23 protein-coding genes are annotated in these 18,120 nt (G+C 61.9%); 11 read left to right on the plus strand and 12 right to left on the minus strand.

What is annotated here, in order from left to right; all coding sequences use genetic code 11:
- Positions 1 to 143: 143 nt before the first annotated feature.
- Positions 144 to 647, plus strand: coding sequence for a 6,7-dimethyl-8-ribityllumazine synthase (locus tag E0H22_RS06840; protein ID WP_233024896.1), 504 nt, complete (start codon positions 144 to 146; stop codon positions 645 to 647).
- A 294-nt stretch (positions 648 to 941) separates the two neighbouring features.
- Here E0H22_RS06840 and E0H22_RS06845 read toward each other — a convergent pair whose 3' ends face one another.
- From E0H22_RS06845 to lgt, 5 genes are all read right to left on the minus strand, one after another.
- Positions 942 to 1,895 (minus strand): ribose-phosphate pyrophosphokinase, encoded by a 954-nt coding sequence (locus tag E0H22_RS06845; protein ID WP_233024897.1) that lies wholly within the window; start codon positions 1,893 to 1,895, stop codon positions 942 to 944.
- 167 nt (positions 1,896 to 2,062) lie between these two features.
- Complete coding sequence (locus tag E0H22_RS06850) at positions 2,063 to 2,668, minus strand: hypothetical protein (protein WP_233024898.1); 606 nt, start codon at positions 2,666 to 2,668, stop codon at positions 2,063 to 2,065.
- Positions 2,669 to 2,853: 185 nt separating this feature from the next.
- Positions 2,854 to 3,624: a peptidoglycan editing factor PgeF gene (gene pgeF / locus E0H22_RS06855; protein WP_233024899.1), complete on the minus strand. Its 771-nt coding sequence runs from the start codon at positions 3,622 to 3,624 to the stop codon at positions 2,854 to 2,856.
- Positions 3,621 to 4,739 carry a class I SAM-dependent methyltransferase gene (locus E0H22_RS06860; RefSeq protein ID WP_233024900.1) on the minus strand — a complete coding sequence of 373 codons (1,119 nt, stop codon included), beginning with the start codon at positions 4,737 to 4,739 and terminating at the stop codon, positions 3,621 to 3,623. Before E0H22_RS06860 ends, pgeF begins: the two co-directional genes overlap by 4 nt.
- A 2-nt stretch (positions 4,740 to 4,741) precedes the next feature.
- Positions 4,742 to 5,587 (minus strand): prolipoprotein diacylglyceryl transferase, encoded by an 846-nt coding sequence (gene lgt, locus E0H22_RS06865; protein WP_233024901.1) that lies wholly within the window; start codon positions 5,585 to 5,587, stop codon positions 4,742 to 4,744.
- A gap of 176 nt (positions 5,588 to 5,763) precedes the next feature.
- Between lgt and E0H22_RS06870 the strand changes: the two genes are divergently transcribed.
- The 4 genes from E0H22_RS06870 (at position 5,764) to ychF (ending at position 8,671) form a co-directional block, all read left to right on the plus strand.
- On the plus strand, positions 5,764 to 6,015 hold the full coding sequence (locus E0H22_RS06870; RefSeq protein WP_233024902.1) for an accessory factor UbiK family protein: 252 nt from the start codon (positions 5,764 to 5,766) through the stop codon (positions 6,013 to 6,015).
- 190 nt (positions 6,016 to 6,205) lie between these two features.
- On the plus strand, positions 6,206 to 6,901 hold the full coding sequence (locus E0H22_RS06875) for a 50S ribosomal protein L25/general stress protein Ctc (RefSeq protein WP_233024903.1): 696 nt from the start codon (positions 6,206 to 6,208) through the stop codon (positions 6,899 to 6,901).
- A 21-nt stretch (positions 6,902 to 6,922) separates the two neighbouring features.
- Positions 6,923 to 7,504 carry an aminoacyl-tRNA hydrolase gene (pth, locus tag E0H22_RS06880; RefSeq protein WP_233024904.1) on the plus strand — a complete coding sequence of 194 codons (582 nt, stop codon included), beginning with the start codon at positions 6,923 to 6,925 and terminating at the stop codon, positions 7,502 to 7,504.
- Between the two features lie 69 nt (positions 7,505 to 7,573).
- Positions 7,574 to 8,671, plus strand: coding sequence for a redox-regulated ATPase YchF (gene ychF / locus E0H22_RS06885; RefSeq protein ID WP_233024905.1), 1,098 nt, complete (start codon positions 7,574 to 7,576; stop codon positions 8,669 to 8,671).
- Positions 8,672 to 8,837: 166 nt separating this feature from the next.
- Here the strand turns inward: ychF and E0H22_RS06890 are convergent, their stop codons facing one another.
- A complete protein-coding gene (locus E0H22_RS06890; RefSeq protein WP_233024906.1) occupies positions 8,838 to 9,137 on the minus strand; it encodes a DUF4282 domain-containing protein in 300 nt (99 codons plus the stop codon).
- 159 nt (positions 9,138 to 9,296) lie between these two features.
- On the opposite strand from E0H22_RS06890, the gene E0H22_RS06895 reads away from it, so the two are divergent.
- The 3 genes from E0H22_RS06895 to E0H22_RS06905 all read left to right on the plus strand — a co-directional run bounded on the left by E0H22_RS06895 (position 9,297) and on the right by E0H22_RS06905 (position 10,490).
- Entirely contained in the window at positions 9,297 to 9,755 is a 459-nt protein-coding gene (locus tag E0H22_RS06895; protein ID WP_233024907.1) for a MaoC family dehydratase, read from the plus strand.
- Position 9,756: 1 nt separating this feature from the next.
- Positions 9,757 to 10,239, plus strand: a complete 483-nt coding sequence (locus E0H22_RS06900) for a MaoC family dehydratase (RefSeq protein ID WP_233024908.1) — start codon at positions 9,757 to 9,759, stop codon at positions 10,237 to 10,239.
- Between the two features lie 107 nt (positions 10,240 to 10,346).
- Complete coding sequence (locus tag E0H22_RS06905; protein WP_233024909.1) at positions 10,347 to 10,490, plus strand: hypothetical protein; 144 nt, start codon at positions 10,347 to 10,349, stop codon at positions 10,488 to 10,490.
- 59 nt (positions 10,491 to 10,549) lie between these two features.
- On the opposite strand, the gene E0H22_RS06910 is transcribed toward E0H22_RS06905, so the two are convergent.
- The 4 genes from E0H22_RS06910 to E0H22_RS06925 all read right to left on the minus strand — a co-directional run bounded on the left by E0H22_RS06910 (position 10,550) and on the right by E0H22_RS06925 (position 12,844).
- Positions 10,550 to 10,687, minus strand: coding sequence for a hypothetical protein (locus tag E0H22_RS06910; RefSeq protein WP_233024910.1), 138 nt, complete (start codon positions 10,685 to 10,687; stop codon positions 10,550 to 10,552).
- Positions 10,688 to 10,944: 257 nt separating this feature from the next.
- Positions 10,945 to 11,388 (minus strand): hypothetical protein, encoded by a 444-nt coding sequence (locus tag E0H22_RS06915; RefSeq protein WP_233024911.1) that lies wholly within the window; start codon positions 11,386 to 11,388, stop codon positions 10,945 to 10,947.
- Between the two features lie 157 nt (positions 11,389 to 11,545).
- A complete protein-coding gene (locus E0H22_RS06920; RefSeq protein WP_233024912.1) occupies positions 11,546 to 12,493 on the minus strand; it encodes a hypothetical protein in 948 nt (315 codons plus the stop codon).
- A gap of 63 nt (positions 12,494 to 12,556) precedes the next feature.
- Positions 12,557 to 12,844, minus strand: a complete 288-nt coding sequence (locus E0H22_RS06925) for a hypothetical protein (RefSeq protein ID WP_233024913.1) — start codon at positions 12,842 to 12,844, stop codon at positions 12,557 to 12,559.
- A gap of 136 nt (positions 12,845 to 12,980) precedes the next feature.
- On the opposite strand from E0H22_RS06925, the gene E0H22_RS06930 reads away from it, so the two are divergent.
- Positions 12,981 to 13,160, plus strand: a complete 180-nt coding sequence (locus tag E0H22_RS06930) for a hypothetical protein (RefSeq protein WP_233024914.1) — start codon at positions 12,981 to 12,983, stop codon at positions 13,158 to 13,160.
- Positions 13,161 to 13,186: 26 nt separating this feature from the next.
- Here E0H22_RS06930 and E0H22_RS06935 read toward each other — a convergent pair whose 3' ends face one another.
- Positions 13,187 to 14,506, minus strand: coding sequence for a dicarboxylate/amino acid:cation symporter (locus E0H22_RS06935; RefSeq protein ID WP_233024915.1), 1,320 nt, complete (start codon positions 14,504 to 14,506; stop codon positions 13,187 to 13,189).
- Positions 14,507 to 14,824: 318 nt separating this feature from the next.
- The gene (locus E0H22_RS06940; protein ID WP_233024916.1) at positions 14,825 to 15,370 is read right to left on the minus strand and encodes a cupin domain-containing protein; all 546 of its coding nucleotides are present in this window, start codon (positions 15,368 to 15,370) and stop codon (positions 14,825 to 14,827) included.
- A gap of 125 nt (positions 15,371 to 15,495) precedes the next feature.
- Here E0H22_RS06940 and E0H22_RS06945 point away from each other — a divergent pair, with 125 nt between their 5' ends.
- Together E0H22_RS06945 and E0H22_RS06950 are read left to right on the plus strand one after the other, a co-directional pair.
- Complete coding sequence (locus E0H22_RS06945; RefSeq protein ID WP_233024917.1) at positions 15,496 to 16,401, plus strand: aminotransferase class IV; 906 nt, start codon at positions 15,496 to 15,498, stop codon at positions 16,399 to 16,401.
- A gap of 39 nt (positions 16,402 to 16,440) precedes the next feature.
- Positions 16,441 to 18,087 (plus strand): N,N-dimethylformamidase beta subunit family domain-containing protein, encoded by a 1,647-nt coding sequence (locus E0H22_RS06950; protein WP_233024918.1) that lies wholly within the window; start codon positions 16,441 to 16,443, stop codon positions 18,085 to 18,087.
- Positions 18,088 to 18,120: the final 33 nt, after the last annotated feature.

Consider the following 18,120-nt stretch of genomic DNA (forward strand, 5'->3'; position numbering starts at 1 on the left):
AGCGACATGTAATCCGCTGGCCGATTCCGTGCGGTGAGGAATGGCGGGTTACGGCTTCGTCCCGACCCCCGGCTGCCGGTCGGTGCTCTTGCTGGCGCCCGGGTGCTTCGGCATAGTTTGGGCAACACACGGAAACAGCAGCTATGACCGAAACATCTCAAGCCGTCAGTCATCCGCAATTCGCGAGGCCCCAGCGCGTGGCCTTCGTGCAATCGTCCTGGCACCGCGACATTGTCGCGCCGTGCTGGGAGTCGTTTCGTGCCGAGATCGCGGCGCGGCATGTCGATCCATCGCAAGTCGATCTGTTCGAGGTGCCGGGCTCGTTCGAAATTCCGCTGCATGTGCAGGTGCTGGCGAAGACGCGGCGTTACACGGCGATCGTGGCAGCGGGGCTGGTCGTCGATACCGGCGTGCACAGCTATGTGGCGGACACGGTGATCCGCGCGCTGATGGATGTCCAGTTGCGGACGGAGATCCCGGTTTTCTCTGCGGTGGTTACGCCGGGCGAATTCCGCGAGACGGATGAGGGCGCAGCGTTCTTCCGCCAGCATTTCGCCCAGAAAGGTCTTGAAGTCGCGGTCGCCTGCGCGGAAACGTTGCTCAGCCTCGAGCGGCTGCGTGGCCAGGTGGCGGCCGGAATAGTGTGAGGCCTCGAGGCCTTGGAGCATGATCCCGGAAATGGATTCCGGTTTCCGGATCGATCATGGGTCCAGCACAACAGGTTTCTGGATTCTGCTTTATCGATGTGAAGTTAGAGCAAATTCATTTTGAGATGAATCAGAAGCTTACACTCCGCCCTCATCCTGAGGAGCGGTCGTTTTCGACCGCGTCTCGAAGGATGGCCTCACGCGTAGAAGCTGAACATCTCATGGTTCGAGACGCGCGCCAAGCGGCGCGCTCCTCACCATGAGGGTAGTGGATCGCTTCAATATAAAAACGCTCTAGTCGAACAGGCTCGACACGGATTCTTCCGCCGCGGTGCGCTCGATGGCCTCACCGATCAGGGCGGCGATCGACAGCGTGCGGATGTTCGGCGTGTTGATCACGGCCTCGGTCGGCTGGATCGAGTCCGTAATCACCAGTTCTTTCAGCTTGGAGCCGCCGACGCGTGCGGCTGCGCCGCCGCTCAGCACGCCGTGGGTGAGGTAGGCGTAGACATCCTTCGCGCCGTTCTTGAGGAGGGCGTCTGCTGCGTTCACCAACGTGCCACCGGAATCGACGATGTCGTCGATCAGGATGCAAGTATAGCCGGCGACGTCGCCGATCACGTTCATCACTTCGGACTCGCCAGCGCGTTCACGGCGCTTGTCGACGATCGCGAGCGGCGTGTTGATGCGCTTGGCGAGGCCACGGGCGCGGACTACGCCGCCGACGTCAGGCGACACGACCATCACCTTGGTGAGATCGAATCTCTCCTTGATGTCGCGCACCATCACTGGTGACGCGAAAAGGTTGTCGACCGGAATATCGAAAAAGCCCTGAATCTGTCCGGCGTGCAGGTCAAGCGTCATGACGCGATCGACACCCGCATGGGTGATCAGGTTGGCGACCAGTTTGGCCGAGATCGGCGAGCGCGATCCGACCTTGCGGTCCTGTCGGGCGTAGCCGAAATAGGGGATCACGGCGGTGATGCGGCGCGCGGAGGCGCGGCGGAGCGCATCGGTGATGATCAGCAATTCCATCAGATGATCGTTCGTGGGGAACGAGGTCGACTGGATGACGAAGACGTCGGAGCCGCGGACATTTTCCTGGATCTCGACGAAGATCTCCATGTCGGCGAAGCGGCGCACGCTGGCCTTGGTCAGCGGCATCTTCAGCCAGTCGGAAATCTCTTTGGCGAGCGTCGGATTGGAATTGCCGGCGACGAGCTTGATGGAACCGTTTTTGCCCGACATCGACGCGTCTCCCCGCGGTTTGGTGGATACAACGTTCAGCATATCGGGTTACCCACAACAACTAGTCCAGCTGAGCGAGGTGATATCAAGCAGATGTCACAGTTTGCAACCCGCAGATGGCGGTTTTCCTGCGCAAAATCGGGACTGTGTCTTAAAGCGTACTGAACTTAGCGCACGTCGGCGAATGCAGTCGCCTGTGACGGCAACCCATCGGCGCCGGCCATGGCGGGTCCGCGCGCCGCGGGCGCGGGTTCGGGCGTGCTTTCCGCTGGCGCGGTGCCGTTGATCATACCGCCGAGACCGGAGAGGCCAGCTTGGGCGATCCGGCGCAGGGTGAGATCGTCGGCGGTGCCCCAGGCGTCGCGGCTACCTTTGCCGGTGGCTTCCTCGCCGCTGAGACGGAAGGCACGATTCTGGTCGCGGTCATAGACGTCCCAGACCCAGGCGATGGACGTATTGGGGCCGCGTACCTGCGCCGACAGATAACTACGGACGCGGAAGGCGGCGCTGTCCTTGCGAGAGACAACCGCAATGCTGCGCAGCTTCGCTTCGCTGTCGAGCACATTGACCATGCGCTCGAACACCTGCGGTGGCGGGCCGTCGATAGATTCGAAGGCCACGGTTGCACCGCCGGCGGGAGGCATGCTGGCCTGGGCGTTCATTGGTCCGCCGCCGGAGTTGCTGACGCAGCCGCCGAGACCGAGCGTCGCGCCGAACAGAACGATGGCCGGCAACAGCTTGGTTCGAGCGGCAAAAACGGCAGGAAATCGCATGCAGTATCGTCCGACGTGAAGCGGCGCGTGAGCGCCGCCGGATGGTCGAGCGATATCGTTAAAATGCGTTAAGGTCTAGGGCGGGAGCGTCGCAGTTCTTACCAAGGTGGATGGCTTGATGCCGGGTTTTTCGTAATTTTCTTTAAATTTAAATAGTTACGCGTTGCGTCGAATGCCCGATATGGTTAACGCGCGAGCACGATGGCGTGAATCTGACGGCCGTAGTCCGGCTCCTTGCGGTGAACCGTGCGGCGATAGGAAAACAGTTGTTCGTCCGGATAGGTATCGATGCCGGTGTCGTCGATGTCGACGATGCCGGCGCGCTGCAGTCGCATGCGGATGAAGCCGGCAAGGTCGAACATCGCGTGGCCCTCGCGTGCCGACGGAATGAAGAAGCGCGCGAAGGCGGGATCTGCCTCCGTAAAACGGGCGACGAATTCGGCGCCGACTTCATAGCTGGGCTGGCGGATCAGCGGGCCGATGGCAACGGTGATATCCGCGCGATTGGCGCCCAGCTTTTCCATCTCGTTGATCGTGTTTTCGAGAACGCCGGTAAAAGCGCCTTTCCAGCCGGCATGGGCTGCGCCGATCACCCGTGCCTTGGCGTCGGCAAACAGGATCGGTCCGCAATCGGCCGTGGTGACGCCGAGCGCGAGGCCGGGTGTCGCTGTCACCATCGCATCGACGCGGGGGCGGGCTTCCGGACTCCATGGCATGGTTGCCACGGCGACATCGGGGGAATGGATCTGATGTGCGGTCAGGAAATGAGCGACATCAACACCCATGGCCTCTGCCATGCGCCGGCGGTTCTCGGCGACGTCGGCGGGATCGTCATTGGAGCCGATGCCGCCATTGAGGCCGGCATAGATACCCTTGGAGACGCCGCCATCGCGGGTGAAGAACGCGTGGCGCAGACCGGGAAGGCCGGAGAGAGCAGGCGAGGTGAAGGTCTTCATGCGGGAATCTCCGGCGCATCGCTGAGCGCCACCAGCGTCTCGATCTTCGGGTCGGAAATGCCGATCACCTTGAACATCGAGCCCATGCCGCCGCGGCCCGAGTCGATCAGGCGCTTGAGCGCGCTTGAGACGGTTTCGGACGCTTCCGGCGTGGCCTTGGCCATCAATGTGAGAGCACGCGTCTCGATACCGAGGCGCTTGAGGAATTCGCCTTGCGTCACCGGGCCGTGCACGCGAGCGCCGACATCCTCGGCGGCGCGGGCGAGCGCCTGGAAATCCACGTGCGCCGTGATATCCGCCTGGCCGGGATTCTTCAGCGGGTCAGTATAGTTGTGTTTCGCGATGGCCTGAAACGTATCGCCGGCATCGCTGCGCACATGACCATAGTCGATGATCACGGCAGCGCCTCCCTGATCGCGGACGCGTCGTGCGATGGTCATGGCTTCGCTGTCCGGTCGCCATTCGAAGATGGCGCCAGTCGGCGCTGCACGTACCAGGGGCGGCAGCAGCAGTTCGAAGCGCGGGATCGGCTCGGCCGATGCGCCGAAGATCAGTTGTCCGTCGGCGCCGATATCGACGGTGCGTTCGTGCCAGCCGCCATCGCGCTTGATGGCCTGGTGGATCGGCAGCACGTCGAAATACTCGTTGGCGAAGATGACCGAGGGCCCCTCCGGGATGTTGGCAAGACTATCGTGCCAGCTCAGGTGGCGTAGCGCCGGCAGCGATGCCTTCTGCCTCTCACGCAGCACCGGATTGATTTCGACCAGATGCACATGCAGTGCCTGATAGAGATCCGGCAGCACCCGCATGGCGCGCAATGCGTCCGCCATCATGGTGCCGCGGCCGGGGCCGAGTTCGATCAGGTGCAGTTCCGCAGGCGAATCCATGCCGCGCCAGACGGAGGCCGCCCACAGGCCGAGCAATTCGCCGAACATCTGGCTCACTTCCGGCGAGGTCGTGAAGTCGCCCTCGCGGCCGAGCGGATCGCGCGCGATGTAGTAGCCATGGCGCGGATGTGTCAGGCACAGCTCCATGTATCGCCACACCGGCATCGGGCCGGTGGAGCGGATCAGGCGCTTGATCTCGTCGAGCAGCGGCGATGCTTGATCTGTCACGGTCAGGCCCCACCCGGATTGAGTGCGCTACGATCGGGCAGGCGCCACGCGCGCACGATCAGCACGAGGCCGATGACGATCATCGGGACTGACAGCAGTTGCCCCATGGTCACCTGACCGAAGACGAAGCCGGTCGGCGCGTCCGGCTCGCGGAACAGCTCGCCGACGATGCGCGCACAGCCATAGACGATCGTGAAGGCGCCCAAAATCATACCCTGCCGCTTCAGCGCGCCCATGCGAACCATGATGGCGAGGACGACGAACAGAAGCAGGCCTTCGAGGCCGGCTTCATACAGTTGACTCGGATGGCGTGGCTGCGGTCCGGCATGCGGGAAGATGACGGCCCATGGCAGGTCGCCGTCGGTGACGCGCCCCCACAACTCGCCGTTGACGAAATTGGCGACGCGGCCGAGGAAAATTCCGATCGGCGCCACCGCGCAAGTGAGGTCGCCGAGCGACAGGATCGAGATGCGCTGCGTCAGCGCGAATGCGATCACCGCGACCGCGCAGCCGAGATAACCGCCATGGAACGACATGCCGCCGTTCCAGAGCTGGAAGATTTCGAGAGGATGCGCGTAATAATAAGGGAAATTCCAGAACAGCACTTCACCCGTGCGACCGCCGATGATGATGCCGAGCGTCACCCACAGAATGAAGTCGTCGAACTGGATGAGCGAAACCGGTGCCGGGCCACCCCAAAGCCTCTCCCGCTTGATCAGCGCGCGCGCATAGATCCAGCCGAGCACGATACCGACGATATAGGCCAGCGCGTACCAGCGAATGACGATCGGGCCAATCGCAACGGCAACGGGATTGAAGTTGGGAAAATCGATCGCGAGGATGGGCATGGCGTGGACTTACGGCTCCCGATGATCGCAGTAAAGCACAAGGCTATGACGAATTAAGGGATATTCGCGTTTGTGACTGTGGAAGCCGGGCGAGGCTTGAACTAAACGGCGGGGATCGCCATTGTCGGTGCGGCCGCCCGATGCGGTTCTCAAGTTATTCGACCGGAGTTCTTGCCATGACCCAGACCAGCAATCGGTTATTCGACGAGATCGGCCGCTTGATGAACGAAGCCGCCGGCGCCGCCCAGGGCGTCAAGCGTGAGGTGGACACGGTCGTCCGCACGCAGGCTGAGAAGATTCTCCGTGACCTCGACCTCGTGAAGCGCGAGGAATTCGAGGCGGTGAAGGATATGGCGCGGCTTGCCCGCGAGGAGAACGAGGCGCTGAAGGCGCGAATTGCCGCGCTGGAGGCGAAGCAGGGCGGCTGAGGCTGGAGCCAAATCCGGGTTCCGTCGATGCCCGGGGGCCGAAAAGGCCTGACATTTCCTTGTCATTTCGGTCCGATGGCGCTAAAAGCCGGCCACGTCTGCGGCCCCCGCACCCCTGGAGGCTTGCCGTGACGTAACGATGAGGCCGCCGTGGCGGCCTTTAACTTTTTCAAAAACAAGGACTTAGACGATGGCGACCGTGAAGGAATTCAAGGCGACCGCACGTCCGGTGAGCGGCAAGGGGGCCGCACGGGCAGAGCGTCGCGCCGGCCGTATTCCGGCTGTGATCTATGGTGACAACAAGCCCCCGCTGGCGATCTCGGTGGACGACAAGGAACTGCGCCAGCGCATCAACGCCGGCCGCTTCCTGACCACCATTTTCGACATCGAACTCGACGGCAAGAAGCACCGCGTGATTCCGCGCGACTTCCACCTCGATCCGGTCAAGGATTTCCCGATCCATGTCGACTTCTTCCGCCTCGGCGAAGGCGCGACCATTCGCGTCAGCGTTCCGCTGCACGTGAATGGCGCTGAAGTCGCTCCGGGCGTGAAGCGCGGCGGCACCATCAACATCGTCGCCCACACGATCGAACTCGAAGCCGAAGCCGACAGCATTCCGCAGTATCTGGAAGTTGACGTCTCGACGCTCGACATCGGTTCGTCCCTGCACATCACCGACGTCAAGCTGCCGAAGGGCGTCAAGACGCTGGCCCGCGATGCCGATATGACCCTGGTTACCATCGTGCCGCCGTCGGGCTACGGCGAAGAAGCGCCGGCTGCGGGCGCTCCGGCTGCTGCCGCGGCTGCTCCCGCTGCTGGTGCCAAGGCGCCGGCCGCTGGTGCGAAGGCTCCGGCTGCTGCCGCCGCTCCGGCGAAGAAGAAGTAAGCCAGCGCGGGAGACCGCGTCATGCGCCTCTTTGTTGGCCTCGGAAACCCCGGTGCGAAATACCAGGGCAACCGGCACAATATCGGGTTCATGGTTCTCGACGAGATTGCACGGCGTCACGGTTTTGCACCGTGGCGCCGTCGCTTTCAGGGCGAGACCTCGGAAGGCACACTCGGTGGCGAGCGCGTCATTCTGCTGAAGCCGATGACCTTCATGAACGAGTCCGGCCGCTCCGTGCAGGAGGCCGCCGCGTTCTTCAAGATTTCGCTCGGCGATATCGCCGTGTTTCACGACGAGCTCGAACTGCCTTTCGCCAAAGTGCGTGTGAAGGTCGGCGGTGGTATCGCAGGTCATAACGGCCTGCGTTCGATCTCCGCCCATGTCGGCAATGACTATCGTCGCGTGCGCCTCGGTATCGGACATCCCGGCGCCAAGGAACTCGTGCATGGTCATGTGCTGAACGATTTCGCCAAGGCCGAACGCCAGCAGCTCGAGGCATTCAACGATGCGGTGTCCGATCATGCCGGGCTGCTCGTCGGTGGCAACGACTCGTCGTTCCAGAACAAGGTGCATCTGACGATGCAGGCCAAAGGTTTTACGTAAAAGCTGGGTTTCACGTCGAAGGACGACAACGGCTCCGCCGAGAAGCCGTCGAAGAATTAGGACAGGGTCATGGGATTCAAATGCGGTATCGTCGGGCTGCCGAATGTCGGCAAATCGACGCTGTTCAATGCGCTCACCGAAACCGCCGCGGCGCAGGCCGCGAACTATCCGTTCTGCACCATCGAGCCGAATGTCGGTGAGGTGGCGGTGCCCGACAAGCGGCTCGACAAGCTTGCCGAGATCGGCAAGTCGCAGCAGATCATCCCGACCCGTCTCACCTTTGTCGATATCGCCGGCCTCGTGAAAGGCGCGTCGAAAGGCGAAGGCCTCGGCAACCAGTTTCTAGCCACCATCCGTGAAGTCGATGCGGTCGCCCATGTGGTGCGCTGCTTCGAGGATGGTGACATTACCCATGTCGAAGGCAAGGTCGATCCGCTCGCCGATATCGAGATCATCGAGACCGAGCTGATGCTCGCCGACCTCGACAGTCTCGAGAAGCGTGTCGATAACCTGACCAAGAAGGCCAAGGGCAACGACAAGGATGCTAAGGAGCAGCTTGAGCTCGTGCAGCGTGCGCTGGTGCTGTTGCGCGACGGCAAACCGACCCGCGGTATGGAGCGCAAGCCGGAAGAAGAACGCGCATTCCGCATGCTGGGCCTGTTGACGTCGAAGCCCGTGCTCTATGTCTGCAATGTTGAGGAAGGCTCGGCGCAGAACGGCAACACGTTCTCCGAAAAGGTGTTCGAACACGCCAAGAAGGAAGGCGCTGAAGCCGTCGTCATTTCGGCGAAGATCGAATCCGAGATCGCCACGCTGTCACGTGAAGAACGCGCCGAATTCCTCGATACGCTCGGTCTCGAAGAAGCCGGCCTCGATCGGCTGATCCGCGCCGGTTACACGCTGCTGCAGCTGATCACCTATTTCACCGTCGGTCCGAAGGAAGCGCGCGCCTGGACGATCACGCGCGGCACCAAGGCGCCGCAGGCGGCCGCGGTCATTCACACCGACTTCGAAAAGGGATTTATCCGCGCTGAAACTATCGCTTATGACGATTACGTCAGGCTGAATGGTGAGGCTGGAGCCCGCGACGGTGGCAAATTGCGGCTGGAAGGCAAGGAATACGTCGTTGCCGATGGCGACGTGCTGCACTTCCGGTTTAATACGTAGTCGCCTCACACTTCGCCCTCATCCTGAGGAGCGCGCACGTCTCGAAGGATGGCGGCAGGGCTCCGAGCCCAGCCGTCTCATGGTTCGAGACGCGCGCAAGATGCGCGCTCCTCACCATGAGGGACCGGAGATCGGGAAGCGACGCAGCGATCCAACGGCGCCAATATTACAAGCCGCGCTGCTCACCCTGATCGCGGATCGCGCCGAGGTGCTCGTTGATCCGGAACACGATCAGCACGAACTCGGCGCTGATACGTGCGGCAATAACACCGACAACGACACTGGCAAGACTCGACAACAGCAGGATAAAGCCGCCAAACGGGCTGATCGCCATTGTGGCGAGGCCGGAGAAGATGCCGGAAATCCCGAACAGGATGATCAGGGCGATCACCAGCCAATAGAACGTCTTGATGATTGTGGGCGTGATGAAGCGGTCCCACTGAAACAGGTCGCGGAATTCGAACATTCGAAAATCTCCCCCAGTACTACGCGTGAAGTCTCAAGGTCGCTCGCATTATAGGCTCGTTCCCCCTCCCGTCAGTTACGGGCAAGCCATGCAGGTGACCGGGTTGAGATTGCCCCAAATAACGGCCACAATCAGGCTCCTTTGACGGCATTTCCCATCATGATCCTGACATTCGAAGATTTTCAGCCGGGCCATTTCGGCAGTTTCGGGCCCCGTCTGGTCACCCGCGACGAAATTGTCGCCTATGCCAAAGAATATGATCCGCAACCGATGCACCTTGACGAAGAGGCCGCCAAGGCCTCGATGCTGAAGGGGCTTGCCGGGTCGGGCTGGCACATGTGCTCGCTGATGATGCGCATGGTCTATGATGGCTTTCTGCACAAAACCGCATCTCTGGGATCTCCCGGTGTCACCGAGATGAAATGGCTGATGCCGTTTCGCCCCAACGACGAACTCGTGCTCGATGTCGAGGTGCTGGAGACGCGGCTATCGCAGTCTCGCCCCTCAATGGGCTTTGTGACCTTCCGGTTGACCACGCGAAACGCGAAGGGGCAGACCGTCTCCGAGATGACCGTGCCGATCATGATCAGCTGTCGTGCGACTGCGGAGCAGATGTAACATGCCGTTTCTCGAAGACATGAAAGTCGGTCGTCGCCGCGAACTCGGCACGTTCACGTTCACTGCGGAATCGATCGAGACATTTGCGCGCGAATTCGATCCGCAGCCGTTTCATCTCGATGAAGAAGCCGGCCGCAATTCGCTGTTCGGCGGGCTTGTCGCATCGGGCTGGCACGTCGCATCGGTCTGCATGAAGTTGATCGTTGCAGATGGCGTTCGCGCGCGTCAGGAAGCCGAAGCGCGCGGTGAGGAATTCGGAACCGGAGGCCCTTCGCCTGGCTTTCGCGATCTGCGCTGGCTCAAGCCCGTTCTTGCGGGAGACACGTTGAGTTATTCCAGTGAGATCGTTTCGGCGCGTGCTACGGCTTCGCGGCCCGGTTGGGGTATCGTTCAATCGAAGAACGTCGCCGTGAATCAGCGAGGCGAAGAAGTTTACTCTTTTCTCGGATCGGTATTCTTGCCCCAACGCAGCGGCCGCAATTAACCCAATCCAACTTTGCCGGTGGAACCGGCCCAACGTTAATGTGTTTTGAACTTTGTGAGGTTGATGTGCGACAGACGCACAACGCTCGGAAATGACTGGGGACTACTATGGCTGATCGCGCGGGATTGAAATTTGTCGGCTTTATCTTCGCGAGCGTCACGCTTGCGGTGATGTTCGGCACCTGCATGGTCGTGAAGGGTTATGCCGACGGTGCCTACACGCTGGAGAACAGCGCGTCCGTCAGCGAGTAATTCCGCCGCCCGAACACGGGCGGGAGGGTCGAGTTTCGACCTCAGACTTGCCGCTTAAATCAGCGGCTCCAGGCGAAGGCCAGCAGCGCCACGGCCACCAGAAGCAAAGCCGAAAATCGAACGATGATGGTGCCCATTTTGGGGGCGGTGGCGCGCGCCGGGATCGGCGCCGCCGTATTCGGTCGTATGGTTTGCACGGTTGTCTCCCCAGACCCCTGACAGTTTTCTGCCTTGGAGCATGATCCCGAAAGGCGAATGCCGATTTTCGGACGAAATCAGGCTCGGCAAGGAAAATCGCGAGAGCGAGATTCATCGAAGAGGAAATCTGCCCTTCGAACTTGGTCGGGGAGAGGTGGTTAAAGTTCAATTGAAATTGTGCCCAAGAAACTGAAATTTCAATGAAAAACGCCGCCCCGGACCGGAGCGGCGTTTGAAAACACTAGCTGTTTACCGATCAGTCGTGGCGGAGATTGTCTGCTGCGCGCTTCCACTGAGCGACATTGTCGGCAATCAGGCGGGTGGATTTCATGGCGGCCTGGCTGAGCTGGGCGTAGCCTGAGATCTCGCGCTGGACGCGCTGGCCTTCGGCATGCAGCAGGTCGCGGAGGCTTTCCAGTTCGCCGATCAACTTCTCGATTTCCGCCAGCGAGGTGCCGGCGACGCGCTGGATCAGCGAGTTGACGCTGTTCACCGTCGCTTCGGCCGAAGAATCGAGGGAGGCCTCGGAGGCGGCAGCCGTTTCGGCGGTCGAACCGTTCGCAGCGTTCGCGCCGGGGCGGCGGAGATAGGCGATGTCGTTGCGGACGAAGTCTCGGATCCCTGCTTCGACTTCCGAAACGGCAGCGAGGTTGCTGTCTTCGGCGGTGGTTTCGGTCTGTTCTGGGCGTGTCGCGTTCATAGGGTTCTCCTGATCGACGCATGACGCGCGGATTGTCCCCCGCACGGCGCAACAATATTGTCATCTGCGCAGTCGATTCTGACAGGATAGCGGCCAATCTGCGGCGTGCGCTCGTTCTTTGTCTGAAATTCGCAGACAAAGTGTATGTAAACTTAAATTACCAGCTGTGCTTAAACCCGGCGGTAAGGCTCTTATTGGTCACGCCAGTCGTAGTCTCGCTAAGGGCGCCGGTGACATTTATACCGCCGAACAGCTTCTGCTCCGCGCCCACCTTCCGGAGCCATTTGTCGTCGGTGGTCGCCAAAGACTGTCCAGCCATGAAGCTTGTGCCGGTTTCCGAGATATTGAAGCGCGCGAGTTGGTCGGTCTCGTAGGTTCGCGTTGGGCGGCCGTTATAGCCGACCATGGGAATAGCGCCTTGCTGGATCACATTGTAGCCGCTCTGCAGCGTCAGCGAATACTGGTTGCCGGCCAAAGGTACCGACTTGCTGATCGAGGTGCCAAATTTGGTCTGGTCGGCGTAGGGATCGACACGCGCTTCGATAGAGGTCTGATCCCAGATCGAGCCGACGCCCGGCGCCGTCATTGCAGCCCAGGCCGTGCCGTTGGACGTGGCCTGCGTCCCGTCGCCGAACTGGTTGCGATAGGCGTCCTGCGCGCTTCGTGCGACGTCCTGATGCGCGACGTTCATGTCGGCGCCGATGCGGGTATCCCAGAACGGCAGCACAGACTGTTTCACGGAGACGGCCGATGCGCCCTCACTGTCATGCACGGTCCAGGATGAAGTCTGTTTGCCGACGATCAGCGATGACTTCCTCTCGCGGAGCGAGCCTTTGGCCGTCGGCGAATCGTTCACGCTGAGCGAACTCCAGTCCGGCTCCGCCGGATCGTTCTTCGCAACAGGCGACGTATCGACCGGCTCGATCTTGCCGGGCGGCGGCGCAAGATCGTGGGTCTGGACATCATTGATGCCGGCCCACGGATTTTGCGCGCAGGCCGGCCACGTCGTCGCACCCGTACAGACCGCTACAATGAAGCCAAGTCGATAAAAATAAGCCGATATCGCAGCCATCATGCCCATGCCCAGCAGATCGCGTCGGTCCAAATTGTACCGTCGCGGCAGGCAAAATTATGGCACTGCAACATTGAGCGCCAGCTGCCTTGAAGGTCAAATGTCGTGCTGGGAGCGGAAGGCGGCGTGGTCGTTTTGCCGAAGATGCTCGGCGCTCAGCTTCTGCGGGCGGGCGGCGGCGATGCCGAACAAGATGGCTCCGGCAACGGCGCCGAGGAGAGCGCCGATGGGCATGAAGGTGAAAAACACCAGCATGGCGTTGTAGCCTTCGAAATTCGTTGTTTTGAACATTTCGACCCATGCGACCCCCGCCCCCAGCCCCAGAGCGCCACCGCCGAGGAGGCCGAGGAGGAGGCCTAGCAGAATTAACAAAATGACTTTCATGCGGAATTCCCCGACGACCTGAATGCGTCAGGCGAGGGCGTTCGAAGGTTCAATGATCCGCCGACATTCGCGCGAGGAAAACCGGAACGCGGGCCATGGCGCCGCGTTGGTCCAGCGCTGCACGCATGGAGGGCCTATGACCAAGCATATCCAGCCTGTCCCCGACCAGAACCGTAGCGACAAGGGGCCAGCGAACGTGCCGAAAGTGCCGCTCGACGATACCAAAGGCCATCGCGACGACGAGAAACACAATATCCGCGAACAGGCCGCGCACGGCAATCTCGTCCAGAATACATCCAGCCGCCGGTCCGGATGATCGCAACCGAGAGCCCGTGATCGCGCTTACGCCGCGGGCTTGACCGGCAATCCGTCCAGCGGCACGCGTTCCATCTCTTCGCCGAAGGCGATGGGGTGTGCCATGGCCTCATGCAGCTTGTGGCGGTCGAGTTCGCCTTCCCAGCGGCTGATGACAATGGTGGCGACGCCGTTGCCGATCAGATTGGTGAGGGCGCGGCATTCGCTCATGAACTTGTCGATGCCGACGATGATCGCGAGCGAAGTGATCGGAATGTCGGGAATGATCGACAGCGTCGCCGCCAGGGTCACGAAACCCGCGCCGGTAACGCCCGATGCGCCCTTCGAGGTCAGCATGGCGACGCCGAGCACCGCGGCCATCTGACCGATGGTGAGATGGGTGTTGGTCGCCTGCGCCAGGAACAGCGTGGCCAGGGTCATGTAGATATTGGTGCCGTCGAGATTGAAGCTGTAGCCGGTCGGAATAACGAGTCCGACCACGGGCTTCGATGCGCCGAGCGCTTCCATCTTGGTGATCATGCGCGGCAACACGGTTTCCGACGACGAGGTGCCGAGCACGATCAGCAGTTCATCCTTGATATAGGCGATGAAGCGCAGGATCGAGAAGCCGAAGGCGCGCGCGATGCCGCCGAGCACCAGCAGCACGAACAGCAGCGATGCCGCATAGAAGGTGACGATCAGGTAGCCGAGATTGACCAGTGCACCGAGACCGAACGAACCGATGGTGAAGGCCATCGCGCCAAAGGCGCCGATCGGCGCCACCCTCACGATCATGCCGATGATGCGGAAGAACATCTTGCCGGCGAGGTCGATGCCTTCGGCGATCTTTTCGCCGGGCTTGCCCATATGCGAGATCGCAAAGCCGGACAGGATCGCGACCAGCAGCACCTGCAGGAGATCGCCCTTGGCTAGCGAGTCGAAATAGGAGGTCGGAATGATCGCCAGCAGATGCGAGACGAAGCTCTCCTCCTTGGCGCGCGTCACATAAGTCGCGACCGACTTCGCGTCGAGCGTGGCCGGATCGATGTTGAAGCCGGCGCCGGGCTGCAGGACGTGTCCGACCACAAGTCCGATCAGCAACGCGGCAGTGGAGACCACTTCGAAGTAAAGTAGTGTCTTGCCGCCGATGCGGCCGACTTTGCTCATGTCGCCGATGGAGGCGATGCCATGCACCACGGTGCAGAAGATCGCCGGTGCGATCATCATCTTGATCAGCGCGATGAAGCCATCGCCGAGCGGCTTCAGCGCCTTGCCGGCATCGGGATAGAAGTAACCCAGCGCCACACCGATGATGATGGCGATGATCACCTGGATGTAGAGGACCTTGTACCAGGGTTGTTTGGTCATCGCTGTTTCCATCCCGTTGCGAGGTGCGTGCAGGCGGCCGGTGGCCGTCGAGACTATCCGACTTAACTGCGACGGAACATCGCAGCTTGTACAGTCCTGCGTTAAAAATCAGGTGCAGCCCGGCCATGTCCGATGCGCATACAGCACCGCCTACACCGACGGAACGGTGTCATTTGCGGATGTGGCGGTGCCGCAAATGTGAGTTGCTCAGGGAGCGGGGGTTTACGGGGCAGGCATCGCAGCAATGCGTCCGGCCCGCATTGCGGTTGAGGGCAACGCGATCGATCGCCCCGTCGAGCAAATGTGCCGGGAAGGGCTTCAATATGTGGGCGGTGTCAGCGCGCTCACGATCTCGCAGGGATCGCTGGCGATATTGCGGTAGCGATGCGGCAGGCGGCTGTCGAAATAGAAACCGTCGCCCTTGCGCAGGATCTGCTTTTCGCCATCCACCGTCAGTTCGATCGCGCCGCGAATGATCATGCCGGCTTCCTGCGCTGCATGGGTGATCGGCTGCGTGCCGCCTGCGCCTGGACCATAGGTCTCGTGGCACATCAGCAATTGGCGGTTCGGGAAACGGGCGCCGATCATACGATAGGAGATGGCGTTGCCGTCGCCGATCTCGACAAAGTCTGGCTTGCGGTAGAACGGACTCGACGTTTCCGCCTTCAGCTCGGAGAAAAAACCGATCAGCGTCGTCCCCAATGCGTCGAGCACTGCACTTAAAGTGTCCACGGACGGGCTCGTTCGGTCGCGCTCGATCAGCGAGATGGTCGAATGGGATGTGCCGGAGCGATCGGCCAGTTCACGCACGCCCAGCTTCCGGCGCAGGCGCAGTTCGCGGAGCTTTGATCCGATTTTGGTCACGCGGCGTCCTTTCAAGGAGCAATGCTGCGTCTATTATAATAGACGCAGTGGTTAGGCGCTATTGCCGCCGCAGCGCGAACCGGCAATCATCGCGGCTAGGCGTGTCATAGCCGGGGAGCGATCGCATGCAGGAGCAGTTTCGAGGTGGGGCCGCCTTTTCGCGCGGTGCGTTCGTGCCGGTCGCGGAGGCCAGTGTCTCTCCGCTGGACTGGGCGTTCACGCGCTCCGATGTCGTCTATGATGTGGTGCATGTGTTCGAGGGCGGTTTCTTCCGGCTTGCCGATCATCTCGACCGCTTCGAGGCGTCGATGCGCGCGCGCCGGCTGGCTCCGCCGGAGACGCGCAGCGAAATGGAAGCCATTCTGCATCGCTGCGTCGCGCTGGCCGGCCTCGACGATGCCTATGTGGCGATGGTGGCGCTGCGCGGCCGACCGCGCATTGCCGGTTCGCGCAGGATCGAGGATTGCGATAATCACTTCATGGCCTATGCGGTGCCGTGGATCGATGTCATCCCGAAGGATGCGCAGGCGCGCGGCGCGCATGTGTGGATCGCGACCAGGCCGCGGGTGCCCGATGTGTCGGTCGATCCCACCGTGAAGAACTATCAATGGAGCGATCTCACCAGCGGGCTGTTCGAGGCGCAGGATCACGGTGTCGATACGGCCATCGTCTGCGATGCCGACGGTTTCGTCACTGAGGGACCGGGCTTCAACGTGTTCATGGTGAAGGACGGCAAGGTAAGGACGCCCGATCGCGGCAGCCTGCATGGCATCACACGCAGGACGGTGCTCGAATTGTGTGGCCAGATGGGCATCGATGCAGCGGTGGCTCCGATCCGGCGCCATGAACTGGAAGACGCCGACGAGGTGTTTCTCGCCACCACGGCCGGCGGCGTCATGCCGGCCGCACGCGTCAATGGCACGATCCTCGGCAACGATCGTCCCGGTCCGATCTCGCTGCGGATCAAGGATGCCTACTGGCAGATGCACCGCGACGGCATTCATCGCACCGACGTCATCCGCGACGCATAGCGGGAAGCGCTTCCGAACCGACGCCGACTGGAGAACGCCATGGCAGATTCCGATTTCGACAATGCGCGTGGTCAGCGGCCGGGTGGCGACCGGCTGGCCTCGGTGATCTCCGGGCCACGCCGGGGCGCACGCGAGACGTGGGTCGAAATCCCGTCGCGCGACGGCGAGAAGGCTGCGTGGTGCTATTCGAACCGTCGTGCCTACAGTCCGGGCGACACCGTGACCCTGCATCTGTCGACGACGGTCGCGCGGGTCTCGCTGACGATTGCGCGCGATCCCGGCGGCGGCGACGCGGTGTTCGCTTCGGGCATCCAGCAGGCTGCGTTTCATCCAGTGCCGGAGCAGGTCTATGCGGCGGGCTGCGGCTGGCCGGTGTTTCTGAGCTGGACGATTCCGGACGATCTCGCATCCGGCGGCTATGTCGTGGAGATCCGCGACGAGACCACGGCGGCACGCGAGGCGATCGGCCATCATCTGTTCTTCAACCGCCGCCGCACGCGCACACCCGGCGCGCTGGCGCTGGTGGCGGCGACATCGACATGGTCGGCCTATAACGATTGGGGCGGCGCCAATCATTACTACGGCATCAACCCGGCCCTCCCGCGCGGCCGCTCCGCGCATCTGTCGGCGCTGCGGCCATGGGCACGCGGCCAGGTCGCGCTGCCCAAGGGCGCCCCGCGCTCGGTCAATCAGGTCCGCCCCGGCAAGCCCGGACCGGCGCGCTATGACAGCGTCGAATGGGCCTTCATCAACGGCTATACGCGCTATTACGCATTAGCCGGCTGGGCGTCGTATGAACGGCCGTTCCTGCAATGGGCCGAGGCCAACGGCTATGCGTTCGATGTGATCACGCAGGACGAGCTGCATGACGATCCCGACGTGCTGAAGGATTACCCGTGCGCGGTGTTCGTCGGTCATGACGAATACTGGTCGCGTGAGATGCGCGATGCTGTCGATGCCTATGTCGATGGCGGCGGCCGTGTCGCGCGCTTCGCCGGAAACTTCCTCTGGCAGATCCGGCTGGATCGCGCAGCCCAGACGCAGATCGCCTGGAAATACGACGCGCGGCGTCTCGATCCGGAAGCCGGCACGTCGCGCATGACGAGCGCGTGGGAAGATCCGCAGATCGATCATCCCGGCGCCAGAACCTTCGGGGTCAATGCCCTGCGCGGCATCTATGCGGCCTTCGGCGGCATGGCCCGCCGCGCGGCCCGCGGCTTCAACGTGTTCCGGCCGGAGCACTGGGCCTTTGCCGGCACCGGTCTCGGCTATGCCGACATGTTCGGTGACGAGGCCAACATCTTCGGCTTCGAGATGGACGGTGTCGAATACACATTCGCAGACGGCGTGCCGGTGCCGACCGGCGAAGACGGCGCACCTGCAGGGTTGACCATTCTCGCCATGGGTTTTGCGACGCTGGCGGAGAGCGGCCTGCCGGAATTCGACAGCTCGTTGATGCTGGGCGATGGCGATGCCCAGTTTCGTAATTCGCTGCTCGGCGAACCCGGTGCGGAAAGCCTCGAACGTCACAAACGCGGCAGCGGCATGGTCGTGCATTTCGCACGCGGCGCTGGCGAGGTGTTCACCGCCGGCACCTGCGAATGGGTCAATGGCCTGATCGAGGGCGATTGCTATACCCAGCAGATCACGCGCAACGTGCTCGACAGGTTCGGCAAGCGGAGCTGATGCTCGCTCGACCTGTTCCGGCTTCGCTTCAAC

The organism is Rhodopseudomonas boonkerdii (genome assembly GCF_021184025.1).
GTDB lineage: Bacteria > Pseudomonadota > Alphaproteobacteria > Rhizobiales > Xanthobacteraceae > Tardiphaga > Tardiphaga boonkerdii.

What these genes read in the sequence shown, in the direction of transcription:
- E0H22_RS06900 (WP_233024908.1), top strand. Translation starts at nt 9,757, where the DNA reads ATGCCGTTTCTCGAAGACATGAAAGTCGGTCGTCGCCGCGAACTCGGC.
- E0H22_RS06875 (WP_233024903.1), top strand. Translation starts at nt 6,206, where the DNA reads ATGGCGACCGTGAAGGAATTCAAGGCGACCGCACGTCCGGTGAGCGGC.
- ychF (WP_233024905.1), top strand. Translation starts at nt 7,574, where the DNA reads ATGGGATTCAAATGCGGTATCGTCGGGCTGCCGAATGTCGGCAAATCG.
- E0H22_RS06935 (WP_233024915.1), bottom strand. Translation starts at nt 14,506, where the DNA reads ATGACCAAACAACCCTGGTACAAGGTCCTCTACATCCAGGTGATCATC.
- E0H22_RS06890 (WP_233024906.1), bottom strand. Translation starts at nt 9,137, where the DNA reads ATGTTCGAATTCCGCGACCTGTTTCAGTGGGACCGCTTCATCACGCCC.
- E0H22_RS06870 (WP_233024902.1), top strand. Translation starts at nt 5,764, where the DNA reads ATGACCCAGACCAGCAATCGGTTATTCGACGAGATCGGCCGCTTGATG.
- E0H22_RS06905 (WP_233024909.1), top strand. Translation starts at nt 10,347, where the DNA reads ATGGCTGATCGCGCGGGATTGAAATTTGTCGGCTTTATCTTCGCGAGC.
- pgeF (WP_233024899.1), bottom strand. Translation starts at nt 3,624, where the DNA reads ATGAAGACCTTCACCTCGCCTGCTCTCTCCGGCCTTCCCGGTCTGCGC.
- E0H22_RS06895 (WP_233024907.1), top strand. Translation starts at nt 9,297, where the DNA reads ATGATCCTGACATTCGAAGATTTTCAGCCGGGCCATTTCGGCAGTTTC.
- lgt (WP_233024901.1), bottom strand. Translation starts at nt 5,587, where the DNA reads ATGCCCATCCTCGCGATCGATTTTCCCAACTTCAATCCCGTTGCCGTT.
- E0H22_RS06945 (WP_233024917.1), top strand. Translation starts at nt 15,496, where the DNA reads ATGCAGGAGCAGTTTCGAGGTGGGGCCGCCTTTTCGCGCGGTGCGTTC.
- E0H22_RS06850 (WP_233024898.1), bottom strand. Translation starts at nt 2,668, where the DNA reads ATGCGATTTCCTGCCGTTTTTGCCGCTCGAACCAAGCTGTTGCCGGCC.
- E0H22_RS06845 (WP_233024897.1), bottom strand. Translation starts at nt 1,895, where the DNA reads ATGTCGGGCAAAAACGGTTCCATCAAGCTCGTCGCCGGCAATTCCAAT.
- E0H22_RS06925 (WP_233024913.1), bottom strand. Translation starts at nt 12,844, where the DNA reads ATGAAAGTCATTTTGTTAATTCTGCTAGGCCTCCTCCTCGGCCTCCTC.
- E0H22_RS06915 (WP_233024911.1), bottom strand. Translation starts at nt 11,388, where the DNA reads ATGAACGCGACACGCCCAGAACAGACCGAAACCACCGCCGAAGACAGC.
- E0H22_RS06930 (WP_233024914.1), top strand. Translation starts at nt 12,981, where the DNA reads ATGACCAAGCATATCCAGCCTGTCCCCGACCAGAACCGTAGCGACAAG.
- E0H22_RS06840 (WP_233024896.1), top strand. Translation starts at nt 144, where the DNA reads ATGACCGAAACATCTCAAGCCGTCAGTCATCCGCAATTCGCGAGGCCC.
- pth (WP_233024904.1), top strand. Translation starts at nt 6,923, where the DNA reads ATGCGCCTCTTTGTTGGCCTCGGAAACCCCGGTGCGAAATACCAGGGC.
- E0H22_RS06950 (WP_233024918.1), top strand. Translation starts at nt 16,441, where the DNA reads ATGGCAGATTCCGATTTCGACAATGCGCGTGGTCAGCGGCCGGGTGGC.